The sequence below is a fragment of the Photobacterium sp. GSS17 genome (assembly GCF_028621875.1).
GTDB classification, from domain to species: domain Bacteria; phylum Pseudomonadota; class Gammaproteobacteria; order Enterobacterales; family Vibrionaceae; genus Photobacterium; species Photobacterium ganghwense.
Genome location: NZ_CP117517.1, coordinates 2125788 through 2138056 on the forward strand (window position 1 = coordinate 2125788; position 12269 = coordinate 2138056).

Genomic DNA, 12269 nt, shown 5'->3' on the forward strand with positions numbered 1-12269 from the left:
TTCCTCAGCCACTGGTCACGGCTTGTTCTTCATTGCTTTCCACATTTTGCGCCGGGTCAGTATTCCGCTTGGCTTCTGGCTCATTTTCGCCGAGGCCAGGAGGCAGCCCATGGCCCGGCTGATTAACATATGCCAGGTGATAGACCACCGGAATCACTAACAATGTAAATAATGTTGAGGCCGAGATACCAAAGATTATCGCCCACGCCAGCCCGTTAAAAATCGGGTCCAGCGTTATCACCACATTACCGAGCAGCGTGGTCCCTGCGGTCAGCAGTATGGGGCGCATCCTGACGGCACCCGCCGTGATCAACGCCGACTGCAGCGCCATGCCTTCTCGCAGAGACTGATGAATAAACTCAATAAGTACCAATGAGTTACGAACAACAATCCCGGCAAGTGCAATCATCCCAATCATCGCGGTTGCGGTAAACAATGCCGGATTCGGAATGCCGTTGATTTCCGTTGTACCAACATTATTGAGCAGCCAGAACCCCGGCATAATACCGATAACAGTCAATGGTATGGCCAACATGATGATTCCCGATACCGCAGGCAGCCCGGTTTGCAGCACCATTACAATAAACACCCCGAGCAACGCAGCACCATAGGCAATCCCGAGATCACGGAAAACATCTAACGTGATTTTCCATTCCCCTTCTCCATTCCAGACAACGCTGATGTCTTGAGGTAGTGTCCAGGTATCACCTCCTCCATTGCTGAGGTAAGTCCGCTCCGTCAGCGTGCGTATCTCGGTTGTTGCACCAGCCGACACATTGTCTGTGGCCTGCAAATCAGTCGTCACATCCACCACGACCTCAGCCGGCACACGTCCTACCGCTTCAGCAAACACATAGACGACGGGTTTGAGGTTTTTACGCATAATCGGCTGCAATGCGCTGACTTCAATAAACTCACCCAGTTCCGACAGCTGCACCAGCGGCTGACCGGCATCCACCACCCTGCCATGCTCCACGCGCTTGGCAATACCCGGCATCCCGCGGACATAAAGGTTCTCCAGCACACTAAGGTCATCACGCTGGTTGCGCGGCAGGCGAATAGTGATAGGCAACGGATTAATTTCATGCTCGTCCTGCAGATAACTGACGATCCCCCCCACGTTCGCAGCGGCCAGCGTCTGGTTGATATCGTTCACCGACACGCCGGATAATGCGGCTTTTTCCTGATCCACTTTGAACTGCCAGGTCATCAACTCGCCTTGAATCGTGGTATCTGTCTCTGCTACCAGCGGTTCTCTGGCTAACCTTTCGGCTACCCGGCGGGCAGCTTCCTGAAGCTCTGAATAAGGCGTGTGAGGTTGGCCGTAAACTTCCGCGACAACAGTCGCAATCACGGGAGGCCCCGGCGGCACTTCTACCAGCTGAATGTCCGCCTGATGCCGCCGGGCTATAGTCGTCAAATCGGCACGCAGCCGTGTAACAAGTTCATGAGACTGCTGCTGACGTTGATGCTTTTCGGCCAGTACAATACGCAGTTCCCCCTGATGTGGTTGGCTTCGCATAAAATAGTGCCGAACCATCCCGTTGAAATCCATCGGCGAAGCAATTCCTGCAAAACCAGACACTGAAACCACTTCAGGCACCGACTTCAGGTAATCTGCAAAATCAGCCAGCGTATTCGATGTCTGCTCTACACTGCTGGTTTCAGGCATGTTCAGCACCAGTTGGAATTCATTCTTGTTGTCATAGGGCAGGAGTTTCAGCGGGACAATACGCAGCGCAGGTAACATAGCCGCCAGGACGAACGCCAGCCCAACCGCAATCAGGAAAATCACACTGTTGCGCTTTTTCGACAACAGCGGAGCCAGCACCCTTGCATACACCCGATAGAGCAAGGTGTTTTCCACCTGATAAGCACCGGACTCCTGCGCGGTGTTAAGAATATGCTTTGCCAGCCAGGGAGTAATGAGAAACGCCACCACTGTACTGAACACCACACTGACCGGCACGTTAAATGCCAGCGGCGCCATGTATGGCCCCATCATTCCGGTAATAAAAAACATCGGCGTAAAAACGATGATGATCGCGACCGTCGACATGAGCAACGCGCTGCGAATTTCACTCATTGCCAGCACTATCGCCTGAGATTTCGCGAGCCCTTTGCGTTTCAGAAAGCGTTCAATGTTATCGATACTGGCAATCGGGTCATCGACAATCAGGCCCAGCGCCAGTATTAAGGCAAACAACGTCACCCGGTTGATGGTGTAGCCAAACGCCAAGTCCATCGCCAGTGCAGCACCATAGCTGATCGGAATTGCAATACCGACGACAATGGCAGCCCGCCAGTTCAGAAACACCCCGACAAACACGACAACCGTCAGAATAGACAGTCCGAGGCTCGACACCAGATTGCCGACTTTTTCATTGGCTGTGTCACCGTAGTTACGGATCACAGACACTTTCACATGCGGCGGAAACTGGCTGGCAGCCATGTCGTTAAGTAATTCCACGACATCGTCGGCCACCCAGACAGCATTGCTGCCTGCCTGTTTGGCAATGGAAAGGAACACGGCCGGATAAGGTTCGCCAGGTAACTGAGCCTGCAGATTTGCCGACGAATTCTCCTTCACATTTGCGGATGAGCTCGCCAAGTGTCCGGTCTGAACTGCCGCCGGGCCCCAGCTAAACCAGGTTTGATTGTCCGCTTCTTCCGGCCCATCTGTCACAGTGGCGATATCGCGTAAATACACGGGATGTCCGTTAATGACGTTCACGACCGTGTCAGCCACATCCTTGGCGCTTTGCAGGAACTGGCCGCTTTCAAGCTGGAAAACCTGCCCTTGTTGATGCACCGTACCCAATTGCTGATGCTGATTGGTCAGCGCAAAGGCCCGCTGAATGTCTTCCACCGTTGTCAGTCGGCTCGCCATGGCCTGTGCATCCAGGGCAATCTGAATCACACGCGGGCTTCCCCCGACTACGGCCACTTTATTGGTGTTATCCAGAGCTTGCAGTTGATTCACCGCCTGCTCGGCAATACGGCGTAATTCTGCATTGCCCACCAACTCAGGTCGGGTACTGTACAACGCCGCAACCAGAATCGGCACATCATCGATTTCTATCGGTTTGACAGACCATTGCGTAACTGAAGGGGGAACTAAATCGAGGTTGGAGTAAATCTTGTTGTAGAGCTTGATCAGTGCTTCTTCCCGTTGTTCACCAACGTAAAAGCGCACGATCACCTGTGCTGTGCCCTTCATAGAGGTTGAGTACACATCCTCTACCCCGTCTATTTGGGTAAGCAGCTTTTCAAGGGGCTGAGTGACCTGATTTTCAACCTGAGAGGGTGTCAGTCCCGGCGCCTGGATGAGCACATCGGCCATCGGTACGATAATTTGCGGGTCTTCTTCACGCGGAGTCAGCCACAGGGCCGCAGCTCCGGCAATCAAAGCCAGCATGATTAAAATAGGGGGGAATAAGCTATTGAGAAACCGGCCGACAATGCCTTGCCTGACCGGTTGTTGCTCACTTGGTGCATTATGACGACGGCCTTCGTTACCTGAGGCCTGCCTGACTTTACCTGTCATCGTCTTCCCCTCTCTCTTGCCATTTCGGCCACACCTCACTGTGCCAGCGCCATGTAGGCTGCCGTTTTGGTTCCGCGCTGGTGCCGACTTCAGATTCCGGTTTTAGCGCAGGTTTCAGTTCCGGTTTCAATGTCATTGCCGGTTACATGGCTGACTATATGGCGAATGCTCTGCCGATTAACACGAATTCCGGCATCTTTGGTCTAGATTAGTCCAGTCAACGCTATTGGGCTGTTATCTCTACAACTTTTTCCCGTTTTGATGCCCAAATTGTGCTCAACACAATGCCCAGTATCATACTGACAACAAACACCAGCATTTCAAAACTGCCACCAGACAGAGATGTTAAAGCGGGTCCCGGGCAGATACCGGCGATTCCCCATCCCAGACCAAACAGCACCGAACCAGCAATCAACCGGCTATCAATGTCTTTCTTCTTACTCAGGTGAAACGTCTGTTCACAAACCGGCTGTGGGCGCTTACGGATGATCAAAAGATAGGCTGGCGCAAATACCAGCAATGCCCCACCCATGACAAAGGCCAGGCTTGGGTCCCACTCTCCGGCCAGATCCAGAAAACCCAGAACATTCACCGGATCAACCATTCCGGACACCATCATCCCCATGCCGAACAAAACACCGGAGAACAAAGCAATCAAACTTGAAACCAAACGTGCAGACATGTGGACCTCTTACAGATGAAAGCGTAAAAACACAGTGGCAATGGCCGTTGCCATGAACACCATAGTGGCAACCAGTGAACGTTTAGAGAAACGTCCCATTCCGCAAATACCGTGCCCGCTCGTGCAGCCATTGGCGAGTTTAGTACCGATACCCACCAGCAACCCGGCTACCGCCAGTAACCCCAGAGAGGAAACCGGCAAGGCCTGTGGCAAAGAAAAACCCATTAGCGGTGCGCACAACCCTGCGGCCACCATGCCGATGACAAACAGAAGTCGCCACGACACATCACCTTGTTGCGGTTTCAAAATGCCGCTCAGAATGCCGCTGATACCAGCCACCCGGCCATTAAACAGTAACAAGATAGTTGCGGATGCTCCCAACATCATTCCACCGAATAAGGCATGCCAAGGCCACGTTTCCATTTCTCTCTCCAAGCAGGTCTATGATTAATTCTGCTTAAGAGGTTACCGGACCACCACTTTTAGTCAATACTAATTTAGCTAAAAATACATTAGACAATGCTAATTTTTAAAATTATAGTAAGGCTAACTGAAACGGATATCGAGGAGTATGAAAATGACGTTAGAAAATGCAGTGCGTGTTTTTGCCGGAATAATGGTGCTCCTGTCCGTCGCCTTGACTTTATGGGTCCATCCTAATTTCTTCTGGCTGACCGTGTTTATAGGTGCAAACCTTATTCAAAGTGCCTTTACGGGCTTTTGCCCGGCAGCCATGATCCTCAGCAGGCTGGGGTTTTCTAATGGTCCGGTCAGGTAAACCTGTTTAACACGAGCCGGCATGAGGCCGGCTTGTTCAATTCTGTATTAATGGAGCGAATGATGACAAAAATTCTGATTGTCGGTGGGGTTGCGGGAGGCGCATCAGCAGCGGCACGAGCAAGGCGTCTGAGTGAAGACGCTGAGATCATCATGTTCGAGCGTGGTGAGTTTGTATCTTTTGCGAACTGTGGTTTGCCATACCACATCGGTGGGGATATTCAGGACCGCAGTAAACTGCTGCTTCAGACACCGGACAGTTTCCTGGCACGTTTTAATGTGGATGTCCGGGTATTCAATGAAGTCACCGGTATCAATCGGGAAAACAAAACCGTCACGGTTAAAAACCTGATTGACGGTCAGGAATACACCGAAAGCTATGACTTTTTGCTGCTGAGCCCGGGCGCTGGGCCGATCGTTCCGCCAATTCCCGGCATCAACAACCCGCTGACGCACTCCCTGCGTAATATCCCGGATATGGATAAAATCATCCAGACTCTGCAAATGAACAAACCCGAGCATGCCACGGTTGTCGGCGGCGGGTTTATTGGTCTGGAAATGATGGAAGCCTTCCACCAGCTGGGGATTCCAACCACCCTGCTTGAAATGGCCGATCAGGTCATGACCCCGGTCGACCGCGAAATGGCCGGTTTTGTTCATAACGAGATCCGTAACAAAGGCATCGATCTGCGTTTAGGCGTGGCGTTACAGTCCGTAGAATTTGTTCCCAGCACTTCTGTGGCCAACCGCAATGCCGGTGAAACGGATGAACATCAGCACCTTGAAGGTGAGCTGAATCTGACCCTGAACAACGGTGACACCCTGACCACTGATATTCTAATCATGGCGATTGGTGTCCGCCCGGACATCAAGCTGGCACAGGATGCCGGTTTGCAGATTGGCAGCACCGGCGGTATTTACACCAACGAATATATGCAAACCAGTGACCCTGCGATTTACGCTGTGGGCGACGCGGTAGAAGAAACCGATTTTGTCACCGGCAAGCCAACCCTGGTTCCTTTAGCGGGACCAGCGAACCGTCAGGGACGCATTGCAGCAGACAATATGCTTGGTCGCCAGGAAACCTATCAGCGCACACAAGGCACCGCGATTTGTAAAGTGTTTGATATCGCGGTCGGCTCAACCGGTAAAAACGAGAAGCAGCTTCAGCGTGAAGGGCTGGCCTATGAAAAGGCATATGTCCATACCGCCAGCCATGCCAGCTACTACCCCGGCGCAGAAGTGGTTTCACTGAAGCTGTTGTTTGACCCGCACAGCGGCAAAATTCTGGGCGCTCAGGCGGTCGGTAAAGACGGTATCGACAAGCGTATTGATGTTCTGGCGGTGGCGCAGCGCGCAGGTATGACCGTCGAGCAACTGCAGCACCTGGAGTTAACCTATGCTCCGCCATACGGCAGTGCGAAAGACGTGATCAACCAAGCGGCATTTGTCGCGACCAATATCCTCAAAGGTGACGCGACGCCGATTCATTACGACGCGATCGATCAGCTCAGTGATGATCAGATTCTGCTGGACGTTCGTAATCCGGGTGAGCTAAGCAATGTCGGCTATATCGATGGTGCCATCAATATCCCGGTAGATCAGCTACGTCAGCGTATGGACGAGCTGCCAAAAGACAAAGAAATCGTGATTTACTGTCAGGTGGGTCTGCGAGGAAACGTTGCGTATCGTCAACTGGTAAACAATGGCTATAAAGCCTGTAACCTGATTGGTGGATACCGGACCTGGTTAACGGCCAAGCAATAATTGCCCCGTACCGCCACTACCACGTCCCCTACTAACCACATGATGGCAACGAATACTGCAGTTGGCTGTTTAGGTTAAGTGACGGGAAAGAATAAAAAGGCCTGATGCATATGCATCAGGCCTTTTTGCCGTTATTAATGGTATTGGTATCAGCTTTTACTGCCTTTGTACTTATCGTCAGATTTTCCTTTGCCCTTATTGTCATACTTCCCGCCAGAGCTATCGTCTGAGCTGTTATCGTACTTGCCGCTGTACTTGTCATCGCCATATTGATCGTCGGAACTGTCGTCGTACTTATCACTGTACTTGTCATCGCCGTATTTATCATCGGAGCTGTCATCGTACTTGTCGCTGTACTTGTCATCACCGTACTGATCATCGGAGCTGTCGTCGTACTTGTCGCTGTATTTGTCATCGCCGTACTGATCGTCGGAACTATCATCGTACTTGTCATGATACTGACCATCTTTGTAATAATGATGGCGATACCAGTCGTACGGATACTTAGGCTGGAATTTTTTCAGGTCCAGCACTAAGAGGCAGTCAAAATAGATGCCATCACCGACACTCTCGTAATATTCAGAGCGATCAACTAAACAGGATGCACGCACCGATCCTTTGTTCCAGGCGTAATCACCACTGGTTTTGATGATCCCGTTTTTATCATTAGACGCCCCGGTAAAATGGGTGATGGTATACCCGTCATAGGTCTTCGTTTCCTGCAGAACGGGCTGAACCGTTGTTTGCCCTCGCGTAACCACCAGACCTCCCGACAGATACAAGAATGTCGTACCAATCAGTTTCGAACCGTCACCTTCTGAGGTCACTTCTGACCAGCATTCAGTGGCACTACCAATTACGTCACCGGATATGATCTCTTTCACCTCAAGATCAAAACAGTAAGCAGAATCGGGCTTTTTATCCCCGTCGTAATCCGGGACTTCCTTTTCGTACATATAACCTTTACCGGCCACACGCAGAGCTAACCGTTTGGCCGAATCATCATCACTGTAATCGTCGCTTCCGTCAGAGGTGGTTTCATAATAGGTGGTGGTCGTCTTACCGTTGTAAGTGGTCGTCATTGATTCAGTATAAGTCGTGGAATGTCCTCCCCCGTTTCCGTAACTGCTTTTTTCATAACTACTTTTGTCATAACTACTATTGTCGCCACTGTCGTATTCACTTCCTGAAGCCAAGCCTTGACTCGCATAACTGAGGCAGCATGCCGTCAGTGCGAGCGTTATTTTGTTCATTCTCATCGTTATACTCCACATACTTCTGTGGTATCACGGAACAGTGTTTAGCCAACAGACGGGGCATCTCACCAGCACTACGACAATGTCTCACTGGCGAGATACACCTGAGTAACGGGATAAGTGTAGATGACTTAAACTGGCCTTCACGGCGAACTCGTCGCCTGTCTCGCCGGTTAAAACGATGCTGATTCATAACGTTGAAGGTGATTTTCACACTTGAAACGGTTCTGAATTTCGCATCGTATTCTTACAAATAAGACAAAAGTGGCATAAAAAAGCCCGGCATCCGCCGGGCCAGATACGTTTAATCTGTGATTCAGAGATGCATGTGCCCTTCCCGACTTTTCTTCGGATTGGGACCAAATTCGTTGCTGTCCGCCTGACTGTCCTGAACAAAGAAATACAGCAGAACCAGAAAACCGATCACCGGCACCAGACCAATCAACATCCACCAGCCACTTTTATCAATGTCATGCAAACGACGCACACCAACAGCAATTGAAGGCAGTAAAACAGCCAGAGAATAGACAGAACCAAGTAACCCGGCACCTTCTGCCGAACCTGGAGTACCTAACCGGGTATCCACCCAGGACAGCACCACACTGATCACGATATTGACCAGGAAGAAATACCAATACTCTTTACGTCGTGCTCGTCCTTTAAAAACCGCATACTTCTTAAGCACATAAAGATACCAGTTCATAATTTCATTCATTGCATTCATCCACTTCTTACTGATGGCTGTGTGCTAAAAGTATAATCTGAATCAAGGTTCTTAATTCTCTGATCTCATACATTGTTTCGTCATATTTTTTGTAAGCTTTTTGATGAACCGATTAGCTTTGATATCAGGTGAGTCCACTATGAAGATTCTTCCTCTTCTCCTTCTTCAGATTGCATTGTTTGTGGGTTTTGGCTGGGTGCAGGCAACACCGGAACTTGGCGGTAGTGTTTATTCGCCGGACAAGGGCGTCATTTGCGACAAAGTTTCAGGTTTTTGTGTGGATCAGTATGGTATTTCGATGGGGTTTACTAAAGAGTTTCTGGGTCAGGACGCTGAAACCAAGCTGATGGAAAAAATCAATCAGGCCGGAACAGAGAAATTTGACGCTGCCCGCTACACCTTCAGTAATAGTGTGTACTGCGATTCTGAGCAGCGCACCTGCTTTGAGGACTACGATTCCGATAATCTGGCCTCAGATTATATTCAGATTCTCTTTCCGGAATAAAACGCCCCTCAACCCCACCAGCGATCCAGCACACCACTTCACAGCGGTTTTGTCTTAAGTGTTAGCAATCGTGAATACAGCTCGCCCCGTCCATTGGCGATAAATAGCCTGCCAACGACTAAAATAAGCCGTTGGCAGAGCAAGTCTCTCGACATGTATTTAGTGGCAGAAGTAGTGGCTGATTTCCATGTAACGCTTTCTGATGTGTTCGATTAGCAACTTAATCTTTTGCGACGGCTGGCGGGTATACGGATAGACAGCGTAAATACCCAGCCGCTTGCCCACCTGTTCGGGAAAAAGGTCAATCAGCTGCCCACCCATGATGTCGTGGTAGACCAGGCAACGCGGCACATACGCGATCCCGTACCCTCCCAGAGCGGCTTTTCGTAACGCACCGGCATTATCCGTTGAGAAACTGCCGCTGACATGGAGCATATAGTTACCCTGTTCACCAATGAATTCCCACTCCGAAGCGCCTGTCATCTGGTAAGCATACTGTAAGCAGTTATGACGGATGAGTTCCTGCGGCCGCTCCGGACGACCATTCCGGGTAATATAAGACGGCGCAGCACAAATTACCCATTGGGAGTCAAGCAGATGGCGAGCGATCAGGCTCGAGTCTTCAAGATACCCGGTCCGGATCACCAGATCGAAACCATCTTCAATCAGATCGACAAAGCGATTATCCAGCGACATATCGACGGTAATTCCGGGATGTAATGTACAAAATTCCGCCACTGCATCTGCCAGAACTAGGTCGCCGGAGATCGTGGGGACAGACATCTTGACATGACCGCTGACTTTTTCGCCATATCCGCTCACGGCATCGAGCGCTTCCATCGTGGCTTGCTTCACATTTTTCGCACCCTGATACAGTACCTTCCCGGCCTCGCTGACCGTCAGTTTACGGGTGGTCCGAAACAGCAGTTGTACCCCGAGATCTTCCTCAAGCCGGGCGATTCGCTTGCTAACCACTGAATTTGTAAGGGAATTTAACTCTGCCACTTTGCTGAAGGACCCATGTTCCACTACCTGGGCAAACAGGATCAGGTCGTCTGTCTTAGCCATCATTTATCCATTTTTGGAAGAAATCTTTTTCATTATTTCCCTATATCAAATAAAAGGAAAGATTTAATGTCACAGCCGGTTAACAATTATGAAAATAAGCATAACAACCACTGACTACGTGCAAAAAAACAACAATCCGAAGGATTAGAGAGCATGAATGATACCCTACTCGCTTTAATCGCCTTTTCACCCATCGCCGTTGCGGCGGTGTTACTGGTTGGTCTGAACTGGCCAGCCAAGAAAGCCATGCCAGTGGCTTTCCTGATGACCGTTGTCATCGCACTGTTCTGCTGGGACATGTCCCTGAACCGCGTATTGGCTTCTTCCCTGCAGGGACTGACCATTACCGTGTCTGTTCTGTGGATCGTCTTCGGCGCGATTTTCCTGCTGAACACACTCAAACACACCGGAGCTATCACCACGATTCGCAACGGGTTTACCGACATTTCCAGTGACCGCCGCATTCAGGCCATTATCATTGCCTGGTGTTTCGGCTCATTCATTGAAGGTGCATCCGGGTTTGGTACGCCTGCTGCTATTGCCGCCCCCCTTCTGGTTGCAATCGGTTTTCCGGCATTGGCAGCGGTCCTGATGGGCATGATGATCCAGTCTACCCCAGTGTCATTCGGTGCCGTGGGCACCCCGATTCTGGTGGGTGTGAGCAAGGGCCTGGATACACACAATATCGGAGAGACGCTGGCGCAAAACGGTGCCAGCTGGGATATCTACCTGCAGCAAATCACCACTAACGTTGCTCTGATTCACGCCACTGTCGGTACGCTGATGCCGGTACTCATGGCGATGATGCTGACCCGCTTTTTCGGTAAAAACAAAAGCTGGACAGAAGGACTGGATATTCTGCCGTTCGCGTTGTTTGCCGGAGTCGCCTTTACCGTGCCTTATGCCCTGACCGGTATGCTACTTGGCCCTGAGTTTCCGTCTCTGATTGGGGGATTAATTGGTCTGGCGATTGTAGTCACTGCAGCGAAGAAAGGCTTTCTGGTTCCAAAAAGTCAGTGGGACTTTGAATCAGAAAACAAGTGGCCTGCTGAATGGTTGGGATCACTGAAGGTTGAGCTGAAAGAGACCAAAACGCCGATGAGCCTGACTATGGCCTGGGCACCGTATGTACTGCTGGCAGTGGTACTGGTTGCCAGCCGCGTCAGTACTGAGTTCAAAGCCGTGCTACAAGGTATCAGCCTGTCTTTCAACAACATTCTGGGTGAAACCGGGGTAAGCGCTGCGATTCAGCCACTGTACCTGCCGGGGGGCATTCTGGTGTTCGTCGCTATCGTTGCCGCGCTGGTGCAATCCCGTCAGGTCAAACCGCTGGGCGAAGCGTTCGGTGAGTCAAGCAAGACCCTGATTGGTGCCGGCTTCGTGCTGATTTTCACCATCCCAATGGTACGTATTTTCATCAACTCCGGTGTCAATGCTGCAGATCTGGCGAGTATGCCGGTCACAACCGCGCACTTTGCCTCTAACATGGTTGGCGACTTTTTCCCGGCACTGAGTGCCACCATCGGTGCGCTGGGTGCGTTCATTGCGGGTTCGAACACAGTATCCAATATGATGTTCAGCCAGTTCCAGTTTGAAGTCGCGCAGGCGCTGACGGTATCAAGTGCCGGTATTGTGGCCCTTCAGGCTGTCGGGGCGGCCGCCGGTAACATGATTGCGATTCACAACGTTGTTGCCGCCTCCGCCACAGTGGGTCTGCTGGGTCGCGAAGGTGCCACCTTACGTAAAACCGTTATCCCAACGTTTTACTACCTCGTGGTGACGGGCGTCATCGGCCTCACCATCATCTACGGCATGCAATTAACCGATGCCCTGATGAAATAACGCCTCTACGCGAAGGGCCGGCAATCTAAGCTGGCCCTGAGCCATTGAGGTGCCCCGTATCGCAATCTGAAACAATAACAATGAAGAGACGGATTGCGAAT

At 51.0% G+C, this 12269-nt stretch carries 10 protein-coding genes; 4 read left to right on the top strand and 6 right to left on the bottom strand.

What is annotated here, in order from left to right:
• Positions 1–4: 4 nt before the first annotated feature.
• From PGW97_RS09525 to PGW97_RS09535, 3 genes are all read right to left on the bottom strand, one after another.
• Entirely contained in the window at positions 5–3418 is a 3414-nt protein-coding gene (locus PGW97_RS09525; RefSeq protein WP_273859657.1) for an efflux RND transporter permease subunit, read from the bottom strand.
• 352 nt (positions 3419–3770) lie between these two features.
• On the bottom strand, positions 3771–4229 hold the full coding sequence (locus PGW97_RS09530) for a YeeE/YedE family protein (protein ID WP_217392277.1): 459 nt from the start codon (positions 4227–4229) through the stop codon (positions 3771–3773).
• A gap of 9 nt (positions 4230–4238) precedes the next feature.
• Positions 4239–4652, bottom strand: a complete 414-nt coding sequence (locus PGW97_RS09535) for a YeeE/YedE family protein (protein ID WP_217392276.1) — start codon at positions 4650–4652, stop codon at positions 4239–4241.
• A gap of 154 nt (positions 4653–4806) precedes the next feature.
• On the opposite strand from PGW97_RS09535, the gene PGW97_RS09540 reads away from it, so the two are divergent.
• Both PGW97_RS09540 and PGW97_RS09545 read left to right on the top strand, forming a co-directional pair.
• Entirely contained in the window at positions 4807–5007 is a 201-nt protein-coding gene (locus PGW97_RS09540; RefSeq protein ID WP_047883547.1) for a YgaP family membrane protein, read from the top strand.
• Positions 5008–5069: 62 nt separating this feature from the next.
• The gene (locus PGW97_RS09545) at positions 5070–6773 is read left to right on the top strand and encodes an FAD-dependent oxidoreductase (protein WP_273857177.1); all 1704 of its coding nucleotides are present in this window, start codon (positions 5070–5072) and stop codon (positions 6771–6773) included.
• A 149-nt stretch (positions 6774–6922) separates the two neighbouring features.
• Here PGW97_RS09545 and PGW97_RS09550 read toward each other — a convergent pair whose 3' ends face one another.
• Both PGW97_RS09550 and PGW97_RS09555 read right to left on the bottom strand, forming a co-directional pair.
• On the bottom strand, positions 6923–8032 hold the full coding sequence (locus PGW97_RS09550; RefSeq protein ID WP_273857178.1) for a hypothetical protein: 1110 nt from the start codon (positions 8030–8032) through the stop codon (positions 6923–6925).
• Between the two features lie 313 nt (positions 8033–8345).
• Positions 8346–8732 carry a DUF805 domain-containing protein gene (locus PGW97_RS09555; RefSeq protein ID WP_047883648.1) on the bottom strand — a complete coding sequence of 129 codons (387 nt, stop codon included), beginning with the start codon at positions 8730–8732 and terminating at the stop codon, positions 8346–8348.
• A gap of 160 nt (positions 8733–8892) precedes the next feature.
• Between PGW97_RS09555 and PGW97_RS09560 the strand changes: the two genes are divergently transcribed.
• The gene (locus tag PGW97_RS09560; RefSeq protein ID WP_053061709.1) at positions 8893–9258 is read left to right on the top strand and encodes a YcgJ family protein; all 366 of its coding nucleotides are present in this window, start codon (positions 8893–8895) and stop codon (positions 9256–9258) included.
• Between the two features lie 159 nt (positions 9259–9417).
• Here the strand turns inward: PGW97_RS09560 and PGW97_RS09565 are convergent, their stop codons facing one another.
• Positions 9418–10326, bottom strand: coding sequence for a LysR family transcriptional regulator (locus PGW97_RS09565; RefSeq protein WP_273857179.1), 909 nt, complete (start codon positions 10324–10326; stop codon positions 9418–9420).
• A gap of 153 nt (positions 10327–10479) precedes the next feature.
• Between PGW97_RS09565 and PGW97_RS09570 the strand changes: the two genes are divergently transcribed.
• The gene (locus PGW97_RS09570) at positions 10480–12168 is read left to right on the top strand and encodes an L-lactate permease (protein ID WP_273857180.1); all 1689 of its coding nucleotides are present in this window, start codon (positions 10480–10482) and stop codon (positions 12166–12168) included.
• Positions 12169–12269: the final 101 nt, after the last annotated feature.